The sequence below is a fragment of the Rhodococcus sp. 27YEA15 genome, assembly GCF_049739425.1.
GTDB lineage: Bacteria > Actinomycetota > Actinomycetes > Mycobacteriales > Mycobacteriaceae > Rhodococcus_F.
This window is the reverse complement of record NZ_JBMHHW010000001.1, coordinates 5280250-5300560: the sequence shown is the minus strand read 5'-3', so window position 1 is coordinate 5300560 and position 20311 is coordinate 5280250. Positions and strand designations below refer to the sequence as shown.

The window sequence follows — 20311 nt, the reverse complement described above, 5'->3', positions numbered from 1 at the left end:
CCCCGATGCAGGGTTGGTGAACGCATCCGGAAAGGCCCTATTGCCCCCGGCGACCGATCAGCAAGATGTTTCCCATTCGAGTGACGAGTTCGTTACGGACACTGACCCTTTCATCGCGGTGAACGCAGCTGTCCAGATACCGGACGGATGCCGGCCGCTCCCTTCCCGCAATCATTTTCCCGTAACTCGCATCACCACTCGAACCGATAGCCAACAGCTAACTGATTCAGTTACCGGACAGTACCAATTGCCCCGTTTGGCCACCAGTGGGACATTTTCCGGAAAGCGTATTTTAGGCAAAATTTCGGTAACAGAAACGTCTCGTCACATTCACTATCAGCACAAATGACCTTGGTCCCGATATGAGGAACGTCACTTTTCGGACTCGGGAAACTCGGTGAGCAGACGCCGAAAATTCAGCATCATGAATGAAATTGGCGATTGAAACTTCAACGTGACCTGGGAAAATGCTTGAAGAAACAACTTGTGTTCCCGACTGTCAGACTGACATCGAGATTTGCGCCGTGACCGTGAATCGATCCACGCTCTGCCCGTGCCTCCCGGTCCGAAATTCGTCCCGACAACCCCGCAGGGGCCAGGACACCCGGACAGCACTCGGGTGATCTTGCATCGGAATTTTCGTTAGCCCGTCAATCACTGCACGATTCGACGGGAGAATCTGCTCCTGAACGCCGTCGAGGCGGTATGCGCCATGCGGCGTACCGCCTCGACCGACCATCGCCGGCGAACTGCTGCGAGTTTTCAGTAACCGGCCGCCGGATCGATCACTGCAACAAGATCCTCTCCCGCCGAAAAACGAACGACATTGGCGGCGACGTGATCTGCCAGTAGTCGAGGAAGCGTCGTAGCCGGGTTGGCCACATGCGGGGTGATGATCGCGTTGGGCAGCGTCCACAACCGGTGGCCGTCCGGCAACGGTTCAGGATCGGTGACGTCGAGCGCGGCACCACCGATCGAGCCGGCGTCGAGCGCCTCGACCAGTGCGTCCGTGTCTATCAGCGAACCGCGTGCGATGTTCACTATCCAACTCGACGACGACATCTGATCCAGCTCGGCCTTGCCGACCAGATGCCGGGTAGCAGAGGTTGCCGGAGCCGCGATCACGAAGTGGTCGGCCGTGGACCAGACTTCACCGGTCCGGCTCGCCGACAAGGTTTCAGCGGCACCCTCCACCGGGGTCCCCGACCGGGTGACGGCAACAACCTTCGCGTTCGATGCAGTGAGGTACGGAATCAGCGCGCGGCCGATACCGCCGCAGCCGATGATCGCCACCGTCGACCCCTGCAAAGTGCCCACCCGAGGATCGAACTCGTCCTTACGCCATGACTGCGCCGCGAACTGCTCGGGGAGAGAACGTATACCGGCAAGAAGAAGCATCGCAGCGTGCTCTGCCACATTGCCCGCGTACGCGCCGGCCGCAGACGTCCAGACGCGCTCGTCGTCGATGACTCCGGCCTCGAACCACGGCTCGATACCGGCAAACGGCAACTGCACCCAACGCACGGAATCGGGGAGCGTTGCCGGGAACGTATCCGGCCCCTGCGCCCACACGATCGCTTCGGCCTCGTCGAGCGAAACGAGAACCCCACCGGCTCGGCGGATTCCGTCGGCAAGGTACGGATCCTCGACGGGGCCGAGATGAACACGGGTGGCACTGTGCGCTGTCATCAAATCTGCTTTCTGTTCGAGTGGCGCTGTCGAAACGATCAGACCACAACTGTCGACATCCGGGCCACAACGGTTCCGAGGTACCGCGACGATCTGCACCGAACTGTCACATGCCGTCCCACCACTCGAGCACGCGAGTACCGAACAAGGTCAACCATTTCGACGGTTGCGCCGCGGCGACGTCGACGTCGAACCACACCCGACCCGGATCGACTGCGCCCTGAAGCCAGGTGCCGTCCGGCTGCCTGGCACCACGGATCATGTCGATGGCGTCGGCCATCCGCAGGTCCGGCGCGGTACCGTCTGCCAACGCTGCACTGCGAAAGTACTCGGCCGCATTGAGCACATCGGCTTTCCACCGGAACGGGTACCCGAAGTCCGACACCCACGCTCCCACCGGTGCCCCCGTCGACAACCGACGGAACAGACCGCGCTCGAGCAGATACTCCGCACCGGATCGGCGGGCCGCTCGTGTCACATCGGTGCCGCCGGTTGTAACGTCGTAGGCAAGTAGGCCTTTCAGCGAATTGAGGGTCGAATGCAACGACGACCGGGTGGACCCCTCGATCCATTCGCAGTTCCAGCCGCCGTCAGAGAGCTGATGCCGGACGAACCAGTCGACATTCGCGGTGACGTCGACACCGAGCCACACACCGTTCGCCACCGTCCATGCATTGATGCAGCAGTCGACCTCACCGTCCCAGTACGGTCGGTTCTCGTACTCCCAGCGGCTGTTGCGGGCAAGGAGTTCCGCCGTGCCGCGCTCGCGAAGCACCGATGCGTCGAGGCCCCACTCGCGCAGCGAGTTCAGCGTCCACGTCGTTGCAGTCCACGGTTGGTTGCCATCCCCGGGGTCGCCGGACGCCGGGAAGAACGCGCCGCCCGCCCACTGCCCGTCCGGATCCTGAAGTGAGAGCAACCGGGCACCGAAGCCCTCGGTCGCGATCCGGGCCCGCGTCGCCTTCCACACGTCGGGTGGTGAACCGACCAGATCGCGCTCCACCTGCCAACGCAATGCCGGGTCCGAGTTCAGAAGCCAGGCAGTAGTCGGTGCCATGTGGCAAGACTATGTGCAGCACAACCGGACTTCCAGCGCATCTATCCGGTTCGTGCACGGTTGTAACAGGAGGAGACTTTCGCCAGGTCGGTGATGTCGATCGCGGGTGCAGCGCGCACCCTAGACGTAGTAGGCGACTACCCTCTCGACCGTTGTCAGCTTCACGGGCGGCGTGACGATGCGTACCGTTCTGGTTGGGCATCAACTGATCGACGCACCAAACTCAGATCCGAAAGGAACCACCATGTCCAATGACGAGTCGAACACGAACCCGTCTCACGAAAATGACGAGGCGCCGAAGAAGGCCCCAATTAATCAATGGATTGATGGAGAGATCTCCACAACTTCGATTCTCGACCGACTGCTATCATTCATGGGAATCTCTCCGAAAAAATGAAGAAGGAACATGCGATCGTCGCACTCTGCGACGCTTTTCTCCTTATTGCATTTTCCAAGGGTACTTTTTTTACAATATTCCGCAGGGACCTCTGCGTGAGAAAGCGAATTCTGTTGTCAAATAAATGGACCCATGACTAACCTCGATCTTGCATGAGAGGCCGCTGCCGGCCGGATCGGTTCGCCGGTCATGTTTTCACGGCCCGAATCTGTATCCGGATGTGACAAGTAGACCCGTGTGCAGCCGGGATGCTGCCGGATTCCACATTCCGGAGTCGTGTTCTTTCCGCTCGTGCCAACAGAATTCGCCGGTTCAGGTCGGCGCCGGTAATGCCTCGAGCCTGGACAACGCCGCCGTGATCAGACCGGACCACGGCGCCCGCGGAGACAACCGCAGACGTGTCTTCCCGGCGTGACGGGCGATGTGCCCGGCAATCGAAAACAGTCGCAAGCGGAGCCGTTTCGGCTTCCACCGTCGTGCGTCACTGCTGTTCAACGCAAGCATCTGCATCCACGCTGTCAGCTCGGAAGCGAGTGCGACGATCGCCAACCAGATCTCATTCTGCGCAAAACCATGCAACGGTAGGTTCGTCAGACCAGCGTCTTTTGCAGTCCGGATGCGGTCGTCGCAGCGAGCTCGACGGCGATGTCGCAACTCCAAGGTTTGCGGGCTTCCGATCTCGGTGTTCGTCACGAACGCTGTCAACCGCAAACCATCGCGGTCGGTCAAACGGAGTTGAGCACCCGGATGAGGTCGTTCTTTTCTGGCAATGAGCCGCATTCGGGCAGGCCAGCCAGACAAGTGAACGAGGCCGGTCAGTTCCTTGAGCCCAGGCACCGCCGCAGATTTTGCCGTTCGAGTCCAGAGCCGGTATCGACAGATCTTCAGGTATTTCGTCGACTGCTTCGGCCATCACGTCGGACAATGTGAACCCGACCGAATACGACAATCTCCGAGCGGTCAAAATATTCGACAAACGCATGAGTGCTTTCTCCGAATGTGCGGTCACCAGGGTGGCATCGAGGTCGACGATCAAGGGGTGCTGCGGATCGATGTCGTGATTGGGTGCGTGTTCACCGGCGTGCGATCACGCGGATTTTCGAGCGACAGCGCGAGCGGAGTTGATCGCGGACAATGCGGCCGGTCCGGCAGCGGCGAGACCGGTGATCAGCCGGGACACTGTCGCATCTGATGCGACCGGTCCGAACACGGCGGGTTGTTCGCGCACGGTGGCGATGTCCGCGAGGCAGTCACCGCCGACTGCGAGGGACAACGCAAGTTTCGGGTACGAGAACGTAGACTCACTCACCGCAATGGTGCCACTTTTTTCTGTGATTGATTCAACTGTCGCAAGTCGAGTTATCCCAGGTAGGGCACCATTCTTTGTTGGTGACACGGGTTTACCGCGAATTACCGTGAAACCCGAGGCCAGGCAATCAGACTTCGCAACATGCTTACCGACAAAGGCGGCGAAGCAGCACATATCGGCCGCTCACTTCGCCGAACTGCCCTACACGTCCGGATCGACCTGTCGTTGTCGGTCCACAGTGTCCCCGGGATGTAACTGCTGCTGGAGCTGACCGATTCGTGGTCGCCAACCACCCGGCGGTGAGGCCTGGTATACGGAAAGCGCTGGAGCCGAAACCCCTTTAGCCCTCGAAACAACCAGGACCGCAATGCCTCCCACCAGCCCGCCCGCGATCAGCAGAACTCCGGCGACGACACTCGAAACACGGTTCGGCCACGGCATGAAGGCTGGGTTCGTGAACATGTGCCTCACGAAAGGCTCCACAACAGCGCCGACCGGGACCACCAAGCGCGAGACGAGCCCCCACAGATCGGCCCGGCGACCCATCGCCCCTACCCAGCCCAAGAGCCCACCCAAGACGACTGCACCAAGCCACTGGGCGTTGTCGGCCCACACGTCGGAGTCGAACATCCCCAACAACAGTCCGGTGCTGTAATGCACGCCGATCGCGACAGACAAAGACACGATTCCCGCCACAACCGCACCGAGCGGTCGGCGCACCAACCAACCGGAGAACACCGCCAACCCAGCCCACACCGTTCCGGCGTTCACGACCTTACCGACCGTCGAACGCACCGCCAATGCGATATCAGCTTCACCGAAGAGTTGGCTGCCGGTCGTGATGTTGCTGGCTAACGACACCCAGGCCAGCGCCATCGCCACCACCAGAACCCACGCCCACGACCGACATGTCATCCACCGAAGATAACCGGCGGTGCGATACAGCGGCAGGCGCCGCGCGGACGCCGAAAAGTGCACCTGAAAGGTGATCCTTCCGTTCGGATGAATACGGTCCTCAACAATCCGCATTCTTCCAGGTCGGATTGCCTTTCTTTATGTCCGACTCAGGGTTTCGAAGCGCTCACCGTGAAAGCGCGAGGCTAGGGCGACCCCGATCAACGTCTTTACGGGCAGACAATTCACTTAAATCTCGCAGTTCCGGGCGTCGCTAACTCCGACGCGGGGCCTGCAACATGTCTGAGTGCAGCAGTTACGGACGATTGAGACAGAGTTTCCTGCCCCGCCGCACTTCTATGCGCCAGCTGACGTACTGGAGCGCCTACGCTAATCCATCGACAACGATCCAGACACCACCGACGTTGCTCGAAACCCACGAAAGAGTCCCCCACCTGTACGAACAGGTGAGGGACCATGGCGGAAGCGGAGGGATTTGAACCCCCGGTGGGTTTAACGCCACGCTCGCTTTCAAGGCGAGTGCATTCGGCCGCTCTGCCACGCTTCCGTCGGCGATCCTATCGGGTACCCGCCCCTACCGCGAAAACGGCTCCCCCGAGTCAGCGTTCGCCGATGGCTTTGTCGACTTTCTCGAAGACGTCGGCCAGCACTTCGAGCTCGTGTTCGGAGAGTAGATCCACAAGGTTCTTCCGGACACCGCGGACGTGCAAGGGCGCCGCAGCGGCGAGACGACGCCGCCCTTCGGCAGTGATCCGCGCCAGCACGCCACGCCCATCCTCGGGGCAGGTGTCACGTACGACGACGTCCTGAGCTTCCATCCGGCGGATTTGGTGGGTAAGCCGACTACGAGACGACAGGACCCCGTCGGCGAGGTCGCTCATACGTAAGGCACCGTCCGGGGACTCGGAGAGCATGACGAGGATGCGGTAGTCGGCCAACGAGAGATCGTGGGCGTCCTGCAGTTCACGGTTCAAAATTTCCATGAGCCGCTGATTGCCGTCCATGTATCCGCGCCACGCACGCATCTCGGCGGGCGAGAGCCATGGAGTCTCGTCCGCTGCCCGACCCGATGTTTCCGAGGTACCCGCTTCTGTCGTCACAGCTGCCCAGTTTAGACCCGCTCTTACCCCCGAGTAGGTGACTTGGACTTAGGTCATAATTTAGACATCAAGATCGAACGGTCGATCTCCGCCACGGATGCGATTCCCGCCAACCCCATGGTCAGATCGAGATCTGCCAGCAGACTGCGCAACGCATGACGCACTCCGTCGCCCCCCGCCAATCCCAATCCGTATACCCATGGGCGGCCGTACAGAATCGCATCTGCTCCCAACGCCAGCGCGACGACAACGTCTGCACCACAACGAATACCAGAGTCGAGCAGGATGTCGACCCGATCGCCGACCGCCGCTGCGACAGGGCCGAGAGCCGCCAGCGCGGAGATGGCGCCGTCCACCTGACGACCACCGTGATTGCTCACGATGATGCCGTCGGCGCCGGCATCGACCGCCGCACGCGCATCATCGGGGTGAACAATTCCCTTCACGGCGATCGGAAGTGACGTCCACCGGCGAAGTTTCGCGATATCGGCAATCCGCACCGCGTGATTCCCGAACAGCGAGACCCAGGTCAGTACCGCGATCTTCAGCGCTTCCGAGCTCTCTTCCGGCGGCGTCGCCAGTTTCGCCCGGAAGACGGGGTCGCAGAGGTAGTTGGCGATCCCTTTCGCTTGCAGGAACGGAAGGTGACCCAGTTCGAGATCCCTTGGTCGCCAACCCATACCGGGAGTATCCGCCGTCAGGACTATCGCCTTGGCACCGGCATTTTCGGCCCGGCGAACGAACGACTCGGCAAGCTCGTCGTCGGCGGGCCAATAGAGCTGATACCACCAGTTCTCCCCCGATACCGCCGCCACGTCTTCGATGGTCGAGGATGCTGCCGTCGACAGGACCGAGCCGATACCGAGTTCGGCGGTGACAGAACCCACAGCCACCTCGGCGTCGTCGTGCACCAAACCGAGTACCCCGACCGGGGCAGTGAGAACGGGAGCGGTCAAACGGGTACCCAGCACCTCGACACTCAGGTCACGCGCATCCGGTGCCGCCGTACCCCGCAACATGCGCGGCACGATCGCGTGGTCCGCGAACGCACGAACATTGGCCACGGCGGTCCGTTCGGTGGACGCGCTCCCGGCAATGTAGCCGAACGCTTCCGGTGACAGCTGCTCGCGAGCGGCAGCCTCCAAACCCGCCGCCGTCATCGGCAACGCCGGCACGGTCCCGCCGAGGCCGGTCAGATAGATCTCGTTCTGCATGTTCCCGAAGTAAGTCACGCTCGCGACGGTAGCGCCAAAACATCCTCCGCCGGGCCGATTCGCTAGCGTCGTGTCCATGTACGCCATCACCATCGACCAACCCGGCGGTCCCGAGGTCATGAAGTGGGCCGAACGACCCGATCCGGAACTTCCCCGCGGACATGTCCTCGTCGACGTCGCCGCCACCGCGGTCAACCGTGCCGACCTCCTGCAACGCCAAGGTTTCTACCCGCCACCGCCCGGCGCGAGTGACATCCTGGGTCTCGAGTGCTCCGGTGTCATCTCGGAGATCGGCCAGGACGTGACGGGCTGGGCCGTCGGCGACGAAGTCTGCGCCCTGCTGGCGGGCGGCGGATACGCCGAGAAAGTCGCGGTTCCGGCTACTCAGCTGCTACCGATCCCGAACGGCGTCGACCTACGAGTTGCCGCGTCCCTCCCCGAGGTGGCATGCACGGTGTGGTCCAACGTCGTCATGCTCGGCAATCTGCGTCGCGGCCAGGTGCTGCTCGTTCACGGCGGCGGCGGCGGAATCGGCACTCACGCGATCCAGGTCGGTAAGGCTCTCGGCGCGACGGTCGCCGTCACGGCCGGTTCGGCGGACAAGCTCGAGCGCTGCCGCGAGCTCGGCGCCGACATCCTGATCAACTATCGGGACACCGATTTCGTTGCCGAACTCCACCACGCCACCGACGGGCACGGAGCCGACGTGGTCCTCGACAACATGGGTGCGTCGTATCTCGAACGGAATGTGGACGCGTTGGCGTTGGACGGCCACCTGGTGATCATCGGAATGCAGGGCGGTGTGAAGAGCGAGCTGAACATCTCGCGATTGATGGCCAAGCGCGGCAACATCGCCTCCACCGGGTTACGTGGTCGGGCGCTGACCGGCCCTGGCGGTAAAGCGGACATCGTCGCGGCGGTCCGCTCGAAACTGTGGCCGCTGATCGCGGACGGAGCGGTACACCCGATCGTCTCCACCGAGCTACCGATCACCGAGGTCGGGATTGCCCATGAATTGCTCGATTCACCGGAAACCATCGGCAAGGTGATCCTCACTATGCAGTGAGATCCGGGGTGCTGCGCATCGACCACCAGGGCGAACTCCCGCAGACGTATACGTCGGGGTGAATTCTTAGCCCAAGGTGTCGAGCTCTGCCACCAGTTGATTGATCTCGTGTCGGGTCGTGTAGGGCGCCAATCCGATCGTGACGGCACCGCCCTCGTCGTTGACTCCCAGGGCGTCCAGCAGCCGGGAGCCGCCGTGAGTGCCGCTCACGGTCGCTATGCGCTGGTCGGCAAGGTGCGCAGCCACCTTGTCGGCCGCCAGCCCTTCCATGGTGAAGCTGAGCGTGGGAACCCGCGTCGGTGCGCGGCCGAGGATCATCACGTTGGACAGAGCGGACAGCGAGCGCATCAGGTGCTCGAACAAGCCGTCCTGATAGTCCTGCAGTGAACTGATGGATGTCTCGAGTCGCTCGCGACGCGTTCCGGTGGCCGACTCGTCGAGATCGGCCAGAAAATCGATGGATGCCGTCAACCCGGACAGCAGCGCAAATTGGTGTGCGCCCACCTCGAGACGCTCGGCGCCGCGGGCGTAGGGGTTCAGTGACATGGCAGGGATCCGGTCGAGCAGTCCGGGATCGCGGAAGACGAGGGCACCGGCCTGGGGCCCGCCCCACGACGGCGCGCTGACCGCAACGACGTCGGCCCCGAGTTCCGCGATGTCGACATGCGCGTACGGCGCAGCACCGACGGCGTCGACGACCATGAGTCCGCCGAATTCGTGGACACGATCTGCTGCCACCCGGACATTAGGTGCAGATCCGACGATCGGCGAAGCCGCGGTCACCGCGACCAACCTGGTGGTCGAGGTGATCAGATCGTTGAATTGCCAGCTCGGAAGTTCGCATGTCTCGATTTCGACTTCCGCCCAGCGCACGTGCGCACCGTAACGGCCGGCTACACGCAACCAGGGCGCGACATTGGCCTCCTCGTCGAGACGAGAGAGGACGAGGCCGGTTCCCAAGCCCAGCCGCGAACTCAGCGACTCTGCGAGCCATGCCAACAGCACGGCGCGGTCGGGGCCGAGGACGACGCCGGCCGGGTCGCCACCGACCAGATCGGCCACCGCGTTGCGGGCGCTCTCGACGATGGCCGCGCTGCGACGGTTGGACACGTGACCGCCGGACGATGACGATGCCGATGCGCGGAAGGCTGTGGACACCGATCGTGAAACCGCGTCCGGGATCTGCATTCCGGCCTGGGGATCGAGATGGATCCAGCCGTCACCGAGTGAGGGAATCAATCCCCGTACGCGGGCGACGTCGTAAGCCATGCACGTCACTCTAGGGGCAGACGGGCCGTGAGTCGAAGGCAGTCGCTTAACTACTCACCAGTACAGTTACATTGCAGCTATCAATATGGGGGATTGATCACGTTTGTCTCAGACCTGCGTCCGAATACCGGGATGAGAAGATGGGACGCATGACCAACGAAGACAACGATCGCGTACTCGTCATAGGTCCCGACGGCAATCCGGCGCCGGCGCCCAACGCCGAAACCGCCCCCGACGCCGACAGCACCTCCTCCGCAGCGGAACCGGAATCCGTCGCCGACATGGTCGAGCAACCGGCGAAGGTCATGCGCATCGGCACCATGATCAAGCAGCTGCTCGAAGAGGTACGCGCCGCGCCGCTCGACGACGCCAGCCGCGTTCGACTCAAGGACATCCACACGTCGTCCATCCGCGAACTCGAACAAGGACTCGCTCCCGAGTTGCGTGAGGAACTCGAGCGCCTGAGTCTGCCGTTCACCGATGATTCGATCCCCTCGGACGCGGAACTGCGCATCGCCCAGGCCCAACTCGTCGGGTGGCTCGAAGGCCTGTTCCACGGAATACAGACCGCCGTGTTCGCTCAGCAGATGGCAGCGCGTGCACAGCTCGAGCAGATCCGACAGGGTGCTCTTCCCCCCGGCATGAGCATCGGCGCCCCGCACGGAGCGGAGCACCCCGAGCAGCAGGTCCCCGGGACCGGCCAGTATCTGTAGACGCGAACCGGGCAGTACGGCCATCCCGGGCTCGGAGACCGAGGAGCCGCCGGACTCCGACCCGCGGCCGGTAGGCTCGAGCACCGTGTCAGCATCAGCAACCGAATCCGAGACTCCGGGCGTGCCACTGCCCGCGTCCGACTCCCAGACGTTCCGTCGCGCCTTCAAAGACCTGCGCGACGGTCTGCGCCAGCGCGAGTTGTGGCTGAGCCTGGGCTGGCAGGACATCAAACAGCGTTACCGCCGCTCGGTGATCGGCCCGTTCTGGATCACCATCGCCACCGGCGTCCAGGCCGCCGCGATGGGCCTGCTGTATTCGGCGCTGCTCGACATCCCGCTCAAAGAGTTCCTGCCCTACGTCACGGTCGGCCTGATCGTGTGGAATCTCATCAACGCGTCCATCATCGAGGGCTCGGAAGTGTTCATCGCCAACGAGGGGCTGATCAAGCAGCTGCCGTCGGCGTTGAGTGTGCACGTCTACCGTCTGGTGTGGCGACAAGTGCTGTTCTTCGCGCACAACATCGTGATCTACGTGGTGTTGTTGTTCGCATTCGGGATCTGGGAGAAGTTGAGCTGGACTGCGCTGGCCGCGATTCCGGCGTTCCTGTTGATCGTCCTCAACGCACTGTGGGTGTCGATAGTATTCGGCATCTTCGCCACTCGTTACCGGGACATCGCGCCCATCCTGGGCAGCCTGACCTTGCTGTTGTTCGTGCTGACGCCCATCATGTGGACGACACAGGCACTCTCCGACAAGAGCGGGCAGTCCGCCGAGCGCGTCCGTCTCGCCGAGATCAACCCGCTCTATCACTACCTCGAGATCATTCGGGCCCCGCTCATCGGCCAGAACCAGCACGCGTACCACTGGTACATAGTCCTCGCCATCACCGTCGTCGGCTGGGCCGTCGCGATCTTGGCTCTTCGTAAGTTCCGGGCCCGTGTGCCCTACTGGGTTTGAGGGAAGACACAAATGAGCCGGCCAGTGAGCATCCACACGCAGAACGCGTGCGTGGACTTCCCCATCTTCGACGCGAAGTCGCGTTCCCTGAAGAAGGCGTTTCTCGGCAAGGCGGGCGGATCGATCGGCCGCAACGACTCCGACGTCGTCGTGGTCGAAGCCCTCAAGGACATCACGATGACGCTGAAGGAAGGCGATCGCGTCGGACTCGTCGGCCACAACGGTGCCGGTAAGTCGACACTGCTTCGACTGCTCTCCGGCATCTACGAGCCGACGCGAGGTTCGGCCAGTATCCGCGGCCGGGTCGCCCCGGTCTTCGACCTCGGCGTCGGTATGGACCCCGAGATATCCGGCTACGAGAACATCATCATCCGCGGCCTGTTCCTCGGGCAGACCCGCAAGCAGATGCTCGCCAAGATGGACGAGATCGCCGACTTCACCGAGCTCGGCGAATACCTCGCGATGCCGTTGCGCACCTACTCCACCGGTATGCGCGTGCGCGTCGCGATGGGCGTCGTCACCAGCATCGACCCCGAGATCCTGCTACTCGACGAGGGCATCGGTGCCGTCGACGCCGAGTTCATGAAGAAAGCACGCATCCGGCTGCAGAAACTCGTGGAACGCTCCGGCATCCTTGTCTTCGCCAGCCATTCCAACGAGTTCCTGGCGCAGCTGTGCAACAGCGCGATGTGGGTCGATCACGGCACGATCCGCATGCAGGGCGACATCGAGGACGTCGTGCGGGCCTACGAGGGTGACGACGCCGCCGATCACGTCCGCCACGTCATCGCGGACATGGAACGAGAGTCGTCCGAATGACCGCACCCGAGAAGATCGTCGGAGTCGTCGTCACCCACAAGCGCCGTGAACTACTGGCCGAATCGCTGAAAGTACTGAGTACGCAGTCGCGCCCGCTCGATCACCTCGTGGTGGTCGACAACGCCGACGAGGACGACGTGCGTGAACTCGTCGACAGCGCGCCACTTCCCACCAGCTACATCGGCTCCAAGCACAACCTCGGTGGCGCCGGAGGATTTGCTCTCGGCATCTTGTACGCACTCTCCCTCGGGGCGGACCGGGTATGGCTCGCCGACGACGACGGCCGCCCGGAAGGCCCCGACGTTCTCGAGACGCTTCTCGACTGTGCGCTGCGACACGATCTCGCCGAGGTCTCCCCCGTCGTGTGCGACATCGACAACCCGGACCGGTTGGCGTTCCCGCTGCGTCGCGGCGTCGAATGGCGTCGGCTGCGTTCCGAACTCGGTGACGAGGACCTCCTGCCCGGCATCGCCTCGCTGTTCAACGGCGCACTGTTCACCGCCGACGCCATAGACGCGGTGGGTGTTCCGGATCTGCGTCTGTTCGTGCGCGGCGACGAAGTGGAAGTGCACCGCCGTCTGGTCCGCTCGGGCCTGAAGTTCGGCACCTGCCTGCAGACCGCCTACGTTCATCCCAACGGGGCGGACGAGTTCAAGCCGATCCTCGGCGGGCGGATGCACACCCAGTATCCGGACAACGAGACGAAGCGCTACTTCACCTACCGCAACCGCGGATATCTTCTGTCCCAGCCGGGTATGCGGAAACTGCTTCCACAGGAATGGGTTCGATTCGGCTGGTACTTCATCGTGACCCGCCGCGATCCGGCCGGGCTGCGGGAGTGGATGCGTCTGCGCAAACTCGGCCGCGAGGAGAAGTTCGAGCGTCCGAGTTAAATCGGTTGCACCGATCGAATGCTGCCTGAGACGATGACCTGACGACGCATGGTGCGTCCGTCGATCTCGAGGAGTGAGTACTGATGACTGTCGCGAACTGCACTTTCAGCACTACTGTCACCACACCTTCTTCTCGATCGAGGATCGATTCACCATGCACGAAAGACCCTCACTACTGACCGACTACGGCTGGAATTCACTACTGTCGAACAGATTCGAGGCGTTGATCCCGCGCAGCGAACAACCCGGTCGAATCCTGCGCGTCGATCGCGGACGATGCGATGTCGCAATCGACTCCGGGATCGTTCGCGCAGACGACGGCCGCGATCGTCTCTGCACCGGAGACTGGGTAAGCATCGCCGACGGGCCCGAAATGCACACCGTCACTTCCATATTACCGCGGACGAACAGTGTCGTGCGCTCGTCCGCGTCCGGGAAATCCGAGCGTCAACTACTGGCCGCGAACGTCGACACGGTGCTGATCACCTGTGCGGCCGACAGTGACATCGACCTGGGCCGTATCGAGCGACTCCTTGCACTCACCTGGGAAAGCGGCGCGACACCCGTCATCGCTCTCACCAAAATAGATGCTGCTCAACATATTTCCGAATCTCTCGCTCAACTCTACGCAGTGTCACCCGGCGCCGTAGTCCAGGCGGTCAGTGCCCGAACCCACGAAGGAATGGATGTACTCGATGCAGTTCTGGAAGGTACTGTGGCAATACTCGGTTCTTCCGGATCCGGAAAGTCCACGCTTGCCAACGCATTCACCGGCAGCGGGGATCTACGCACCGGGCGGGTGCGGGACGTCGACGGCAAAGGCCGCCATACCACCGCGTGGCGTGAACTGATCCCCATGTCCGGTGGGCGAACACTGATCGACACCCCTGGACTACGGGGCGTCGGCATGTGGAATGCCGACGACGGTATCGGCAAGACGTTTCCCGAGATCGAGGAACTGATCTCCGGTTGCCGGTTCTCGGACTGCTCTCACATTGCAGAACCCGGATGCGCGGTGCTCGAGGCCATCGAGAACGGTGACGTGGATGCCAGGCGCCTCGCGAGTTACCGAAAACTACAGAAGGAGAACGAGTGGAACGCATCACGCAATGACCTGCGACTACAGGTCGAACGCGCCCACAAGATGAAAGCCAGGTCTCGATCCTTGAAGGATCTGAATCGAGTCCGCGGACGCTAGGACCACTCGCCTGGCAGCATGGGGGTCGTCTCCGACGAGAGGACCCCCATGTTCGAGCAGCTACGCGCCACCGCCAGGACCAAACTTCAGCGCGCGGTATCCGAAGTGGTCGAGGACGTCGATGCGCGCAACGCCGATCGTCTCACGCAGGTACTCGACGCTCTCGACCAGGCCCGCTCCGACATCGCCGGCCTACGGCAGCGGATCGACGACCTGGAGTTCCGCAGCCGACGCGACTTGGCGTACGCGACGGATCTGGAAGTGACGGCCTCGAGTGCGACATTCGTCCTCGAGCACCTGCGCATCGCCGACACCTTCGCGCACCCGCATGACACTCTCCGCCATGCCCTCGACCTGGTCGAGATACCCGGGATGGCACTGGAATTCGGGGTGGCAGCCGGCACCACCCTGACGTTGATCGCAGACAGATTCCGCGGCCAAGGAACTCTCGTCGCAGGGTTCGACGTCTTCTCCGGGCTGCCGCAGACCTGGCGGACCGGCTTTCCGGCCGGCGAGTTCGCCCAGGACGGACTCCCTGAAATACCTGGAGTGCAACTGGTTCCGGGCCTGTTCGAGGACACCCTGCCGGAGTTCATGGCACACGAGCGCGGACCGGTCGCGTTTTTGCACCTCGACGCCGACCTGTACTCGTCCACCAAGACCGTGCTCGATCTCGTCGGCAAGCACCTGGTACCCGGATCGATCGTCGTATTCGACGAATTCTTCAACTACCCCGGCTGGCAGCATCACGAGTACCGGGCGTGGACGGAATTCGTCGCACGCACCGGCATCTCGTTCGAGTACCTCGGCTACACCGTCGACAACGAGCAGGTCATCGTGCGGATAACGGACTGAATCACTTGCCGTACAGGCGGGCCCAGTTCTCCCGGCTGGTCAGGCGCGGCATCTCGGATCGATATCCGGCGGACACCGCCGGCGCCTGTTCCCGGAATCTGCGCAGCACCTTCACCGTACGGATCAGGAGTGTGCGAGCAGCTACCTTGTCCCGCCTTCGAATTCGTACCCCCGACTGCGAGGCATCGGTGACCACGGCGTGGTCGAACTTCGAGATGTGCCACCAGTGCGCATCCTCCCGAGGGATGTTCACCAGCCCGCCCTGGACCCGGCCGAACCACTGATCCAGAGCACGCTTGACCAGGATCAGCCGCATCAGACTGGGCTCGCCCCCGGCGCGCTGGGTGTGCATCTCGTTCGACGCGACGGGCGCTGTGGCGGCATCGTGTTTGACGGTCTCGGAATATTTCGCGCGACCGGTACGAATACTCGCCATCGCCTCGATACCGCCGTCCCGCAACGTGTCGGGACCGTCCAGGAAGTCTTCGATGCCCTTCAACGTGGTGAACGCCAGACCGTACTGCATTCCCACCAGGTACTCGGCAATCTGGCGGAAGAATTGACGTGAAAGCGCTTTGGTGTCGAGATCGCTGTGCAGCGAACCGACGACGAGAGAGTTACGAGTACTGAAGTACCGTGCCCAGTCGTCGAAGTCCTTCCAATAGAAATCGGCATGCCACACCGCCGCATTGGGCAGTGTAACCGTGACGAACCCGGCCTTACGTGCCCGGATGCCGTATTCGACGTCGTCCCATTGGAAGAAAATCGGTACGGGCAGGCCGATGCTCCGAACGACCTCCGCCGGAATCAGACATGTCCACCACGCGTTGTATCCCGCGTCGACGCGACGTTCCTGACGTTTCTTCAACATGCTGGTGTTGAGCAACGCCTTGGGTACCCGCTGACCGTGCCGCAGCGTCCGTAGATCCACGTCTTCGGCACCGACGTTGAGATAGTCGGGGTTGAGCAGATACATCATCTGCGCGCCCACCAACGTCGGCTCGACGGTCATGTTGGCAAAAGCATTGAGCCGCAACACGGTTTCGGGTTCACACAGAATGTCGTCGTCCATCAAGATCACGTCGGCCAGATCGGCTCCGTCGGCGGACGCCTCGAACAGACCTCGAGAGAATCCGCCTGCACCACCGAGATTGGGCTGCCTCAGGTACTGCAATTTGTCACCGAGCGTGTCGGCGGCCTCGACGAAACGTGGCCGGTCCTTGACCAGGTCGTTTCCCTGGTCGACGACATACACGGTACTGATCAGGTCTCGCACCGTGGCATCCGATGCCAGCGCCGCGACGGTCTCGGCGCAGTCTGCCGCCCGGTTGAACGTGCAGATGGCCACCGAAACGGGGCGAACGAGGTCCGGCGCAGCCACGGACCATTCGACCTTCTCGATCGACAACGGCTCGTTCGCGGCGTCGATCTCGAGCCACAGCGCTCCACCGTCGACGAACTTGTCCAACGACGACGTCAGCACGACGTCCGACGAGCCGGATCCGTCGACGGTGCCCACGATTCGACGGTGTCCCGCGATGTCCGATGCGACCATTCTGGTCCGGTGCCTGCCTTCGCCCTCGATGCGGAGCGAGACCTGCACGTCCTCGACAGTGGTCCACCGCTGCCAGTAGCTGGCCGCGAAACGCCCGAAGTACGTGTTGGTGCTGATCCGTGCACCCTTGTCGAGGGACACGCGATGACGTGTCCGTTGGCCGGAACCTTGACGGAACTCGACGTACAGATCGTCGTTGACGATCGGGGACATCCCGACGAAAACACCGCGCTGCACCACCAGACGGCGAGAGCTGACCTGCCCGTTCTCCGGCACCCCCGCCTTTACCTGCTCGGGCATTTGACTCCTACCGTGACTGTCGAAAATTGCTGCACCTGACACTCGCAGGGTATCCGAGGGGCAATTCCCCCCGAAACTCGAAAAGCCGACCTCGGCTACTGTCTCTGATGCGCCCACCCATGCGACCTGGAGATCCTGTGACACTCGAACTATCCACTCCTTCCCGTCGGGAACGCTGGAGTTGGGGCGCGGTGATCCCGGCAGTGGTGTGCCTCGCGTTCCTGGCCATCGTCACGGTGGACCCGCGTTACTTCTACGTCGACGACACCGAATCCGGTGCAGTGGGCAACTGGATCCAGCTGGGCCATCTGATGCGCGACGGCCAGTTCCCCTCGTTGGTTCTCGATCAGTGGATGGCGGGGAACTATCCGGTGGAGGGGCAGGGCGGGTTGTGGAACCCCGTCCAGATCGCCGTCAACTACATCGCACCGTCCGTGGACAACCTGGCGCTACTCGCCACGCTGGTGAAACTGGCCTTCGGCATCATTCTCGGATGGGGTGTCTACCGGGTCTGTCTCGAGTACGGTGCGCGGCCTTACTGGGCGGCAGTAGCCGCAAGCGCGATACCGGTGGCCGGTTTCACGCTGTACTTCGAATACCCCTCCTGGGTGACGTCGCTGATCGGGATGGCGTGGGTGGTCCAGGCGTGGGCCAGCGGCGTCAGATACGCCAGGGGTCGGTCTGGTCCGATCCCGGTATTCGTGTTCCTCTATCTGGCAATCAGCGTCGGATACGTCCACGCCGCTCTGATGGCGGGCGTGACCGTCGGCGCACTGATGATCGGCGAGTACATCCGGACGCCGCAGTGGCGTACGACGCTGAAATTGGCGGCGGTCGGTGTGGCCGCCGCAGCCTGCGGTGCCATCACCTTCCTGCCGGGGCTGCTGTCGTCCGCGGTGACCTGGCGTACCGGCGCAGAAGGTACCTACAATGACAACTTCCTCACCGCGCCGTGGTCGGAGACGTTGACGGCGAGTATCCCGTCGTCGGTGTCGAGCATCGAATCGTGGACAGGTGAGACGACGTACGCGCCGATCACCTACATCGCGTGGTTCGCCCTTCCGGCGCTGGCGTTCATCGCCTGGCGGAAGACGCAGTCGTCACTGCGTGAATGGATCACGCCACTGCTTCTGCTCGCCTTTATCCTGCTGTTCACCGCCGGACCCAGTGACATCGGTCAAATTCGTTGGCCGGCAAGACTCCTACCGTTCGTCGCCGTGTATTCACTGGTTCTTCTCGCGGTACTACTGAGCAGGTTCGGAACCCTCGCCAACCTCAAGTCCCGATTCACCGCCGCCTCGTTGATCGTGCTGGTCCTGATGATCCGTGCCAGCTCGTCCGGACCTCAGTACTTCGTCCGCCACCTCACGTGGGCGGTGGCGATCATCGCCGTCGGCGCCCTCGCCGTGGTCCTCGGCCGCAAATACGGCGCCCCGGCAATGGCGGGCTTGCTGATACTGACCATCGCCCCGGTGACCCTGTACCAGGTCATCGCCTACCCGCAGGCGTTGAACAAGTGGTATCTGCCGACCAGTCAATCCGAGGCGAAGGCCAATTTCCCCGACTTCCAGGGAACCACGCTGCAACTGGGTAACCGCGGCCTGATCAGGATCGACGCGGAAACCACCGAGTTGCCGTGGTCGTCGCAGGTGTACGGCAACTACGCAAAAGATCTCGATCTCGACTACGTGAACGCGTACACCCCGGTGGGCCACGCCGATTTCGCCTCACTCCTGTGCATGGGGTTCGACGGTTCCACCTGCGACGACGCCTTCCACAACGTCTTCCGGCCGGACGTGTACACCGGTCGAACCAGCGCCGACCTGATGCTGCTCGATCGGGTGGTTCTGCAGCGGAAGCAATATCCCGCCGCCGACGCGTACCCGGCACCACCCGGCTGGCACTGGGCCGACGTACCCGAGATGGCGCGGGGCGAGATCTACGTACTCGAACGTGACGCGGGCCCGATCTCGGGCCAAGCCGGCCGCGTGTCCGCGACGGTGAACGCCGATGCTCGTTCGGAGTACGAGAGCGTCAAGACCGAGCGGGTGCGAGTGAGTTCTCAAGACGGCGGCAGCGTCGTCTTCGCGCGGTTGGCCTGGCCCGGATACACCGCGACACTCGACGGCCGACCCATTCCGACGAAAGGCCTCGGCGGCACGTTCCTCTACGTCGATCTCCCGCCGGGAACCCAGGACGGTGAACTGGTGATCACCTTCCGGTCCCCCGGACAACGGCTCGGATACGCCGGAATGGGGTTCGGTCTCGTTCTCCTCGCCGGCTTGACGGTGCTGTACTACCGCGGTCGACGTCAGAGCGGCCTCGGCACCTCGGCGATCACCACCGACTCGTTGTAGACGAACGGCTTGCCCATCCACCGCGGAAACGGGAACGACAACGACCGCGAGACGACAAGACCGTTGTCGGCGCAGATCGATTCGAGGTCGTCGCCGTCGAGGAACACCGTGTGAGTGGGGTCGCTGGCAAAGCCGCGTTCCTGCGGACAGATCAGCATGATCGTCGCACCCGGGGTGAGGTACGGCAGATATTCGGCAACGATCCCGGACGCCTCACCCGCCGGCAGATGTTCGAGCAGATGCGCCATCAACATGCCGTCGAAGCGGCGCCGGTCGGGTTCGGCGTGGAATTCGCTCGACGTGTACGCCTCGAAACCGAGCGACCGACAGAACTCCACCGAATGCTCGTTGTGATCGACACCGGCGCTGCCGTCCGGCAAGTTCCGTAAGTTCCGGCCGATTCCGCAGCCGACGTCGAGAACCCTCCTACCGCCGAGGAAGCGCCGAATGTTCCATTGGTACGGGGCTTGGACGTTGAGCACCCGCTTCCACCGCGCCCCTTGAAGTTCTTTCAATCGCGCCGTGTACTCGGTGTCGGTGGTGTCTCGGCGCTGTTTCTCCGAAGAGTTCTCGGACTCGGACATCAGACTCTCACTACCTTTCGGCTGCACGGAAGGTGATCGGATCGCGCTCCCCCCGATATTTCG

General features: G+C 62.7%; 16 protein-coding genes, 1 tRNA gene and 1 pseudogene. 8 read left to right on the top strand and 10 right to left on the bottom strand.

The window, feature by feature from the left end:
- Positions 1-762 precede the first annotated feature (762 nt).
- The 7 genes and pseudogenes from ABH922_RS24715 to ABH922_RS24685 all read right to left on the bottom strand — a co-directional run bounded on the left by ABH922_RS24715 (position 763) and on the right by ABH922_RS24685 (position 7759).
- Entirely contained in the window at positions 763-1689 is a 927-nt protein-coding gene (locus tag ABH922_RS24715) for a D-isomer specific 2-hydroxyacid dehydrogenase family protein (RefSeq protein ID WP_424809442.1), read from the bottom strand.
- A gap of 106 nt (positions 1690-1795) precedes the next feature.
- Positions 1796-2746, bottom strand: a complete 951-nt coding sequence (locus tag ABH922_RS24710) for a squalene cyclase (protein ID WP_424809441.1) — start codon at positions 2744-2746, stop codon at positions 1796-1798.
- A 709-nt stretch (positions 2747-3455) separates the two neighbouring features.
- A pseudogene (locus ABH922_RS24705) lies at positions 3456-4554 on the bottom strand (transposase).
- 99 nt (positions 4555-4653) lie between these two features.
- Positions 4654-5367: a hypothetical protein gene (locus ABH922_RS24700; RefSeq protein ID WP_424809440.1), complete on the bottom strand. Its 714-nt coding sequence runs from the start codon at positions 5365-5367 to the stop codon at positions 4654-4656.
- Between the two features lie 457 nt (positions 5368-5824).
- Positions 5825-5914 (bottom strand) — tRNA-Ser (locus ABH922_RS24695).
- A 52-nt stretch (positions 5915-5966) separates the two neighbouring features.
- Positions 5967-6392: a MarR family winged helix-turn-helix transcriptional regulator gene (locus ABH922_RS24690; protein WP_424809777.1), complete on the bottom strand. Its 426-nt coding sequence runs from the start codon at positions 6390-6392 to the stop codon at positions 5967-5969.
- Between the two features lie 128 nt (positions 6393-6520).
- Complete coding sequence (locus ABH922_RS24685; RefSeq protein WP_424809439.1) at positions 6521-7759, bottom strand: alpha-hydroxy-acid oxidizing protein; 1239 nt, start codon at positions 7757-7759, stop codon at positions 6521-6523.
- On the opposite strand from ABH922_RS24685, the gene ABH922_RS24680 reads away from it, so the two are divergent.
- On the top strand, positions 7758-8747 hold the full coding sequence (locus tag ABH922_RS24680) for an NAD(P)H-quinone oxidoreductase (protein ID WP_424809438.1): 990 nt from the start codon (positions 7758-7760) through the stop codon (positions 8745-8747). The genes ABH922_RS24685 and ABH922_RS24680 overlap by 2 nt on opposite strands.
- Before the next feature lie 66 nt (positions 8748-8813).
- Here the strand turns inward: ABH922_RS24680 and ABH922_RS24675 are convergent, their stop codons facing one another.
- Positions 8814-10016 carry a cysteine desulfurase-like protein gene (locus tag ABH922_RS24675; protein WP_424809437.1) on the bottom strand — a complete coding sequence of 401 codons (1203 nt, stop codon included), beginning with the start codon at positions 10014-10016 and terminating at the stop codon, positions 8814-8816.
- 149 nt (positions 10017-10165) lie between these two features.
- On the opposite strand from ABH922_RS24675, the gene ABH922_RS24670 reads away from it, so the two are divergent.
- The 6 genes from ABH922_RS24670 (at position 10166) to ABH922_RS24645 (ending at position 15452) form a co-directional block, all read left to right on the top strand.
- On the top strand, positions 10166-10729 hold the full coding sequence (locus ABH922_RS24670; RefSeq protein ID WP_424809436.1) for a bacterial proteasome activator family protein: 564 nt from the start codon (positions 10166-10168) through the stop codon (positions 10727-10729).
- 85 nt (positions 10730-10814) lie between these two features.
- Complete coding sequence (locus ABH922_RS24665) at positions 10815-11687, top strand: ABC transporter permease (RefSeq protein WP_424809435.1); 873 nt, start codon at positions 10815-10817, stop codon at positions 11685-11687.
- Between the two features lie 12 nt (positions 11688-11699).
- On the top strand, positions 11700-12506 hold the full coding sequence (locus ABH922_RS24660; RefSeq protein WP_424809434.1) for an ABC transporter ATP-binding protein: 807 nt from the start codon (positions 11700-11702) through the stop codon (positions 12504-12506).
- Positions 12503-13399 (top strand): glycosyltransferase, encoded by an 897-nt coding sequence (locus ABH922_RS24655; protein ID WP_424809433.1) that lies wholly within the window; start codon positions 12503-12505, stop codon positions 13397-13399. Before ABH922_RS24660 ends, ABH922_RS24655 begins: the two co-directional genes overlap by 4 nt.
- 154 nt (positions 13400-13553) lie before the next feature.
- Positions 13554-14597, top strand: coding sequence for a ribosome small subunit-dependent GTPase A (gene rsgA, locus ABH922_RS24650; RefSeq protein WP_424809432.1), 1044 nt, complete (start codon positions 13554-13556; stop codon positions 14595-14597).
- A gap of 48 nt (positions 14598-14645) precedes the next feature.
- Complete coding sequence (locus ABH922_RS24645; protein WP_424809776.1) at positions 14646-15452, top strand: TylF/MycF/NovP-related O-methyltransferase; 807 nt, start codon at positions 14646-14648, stop codon at positions 15450-15452.
- A 1-nt stretch (position 15453) separates the two neighbouring features.
- Here the strand turns inward: ABH922_RS24645 and ABH922_RS24640 are convergent, their stop codons facing one another.
- Entirely contained in the window at positions 15454-17307 is a 1854-nt protein-coding gene (locus ABH922_RS24640) for a glycosyltransferase (RefSeq protein WP_424809431.1), read from the bottom strand.
- A gap of 137 nt (positions 17308-17444) precedes the next feature.
- Here ABH922_RS24640 and ABH922_RS24635 point away from each other — a divergent pair, with 137 nt between their 5' ends.
- Entirely contained in the window at positions 17445-19664 is a 2220-nt protein-coding gene (locus tag ABH922_RS24635; protein ID WP_424809430.1) for a hypothetical protein, read from the top strand.
- On the opposite strand, the gene ABH922_RS24630 is transcribed toward ABH922_RS24635, so the two are convergent.
- Positions 19619-20248, bottom strand: coding sequence for a class I SAM-dependent methyltransferase (locus tag ABH922_RS24630; protein WP_424809429.1), 630 nt, complete (start codon positions 20246-20248; stop codon positions 19619-19621). The two genes, ABH922_RS24635 and ABH922_RS24630, sit on opposite strands and share 46 nt — an antisense overlap.
- Positions 20249-20311: the final 63 nt, after the last annotated feature.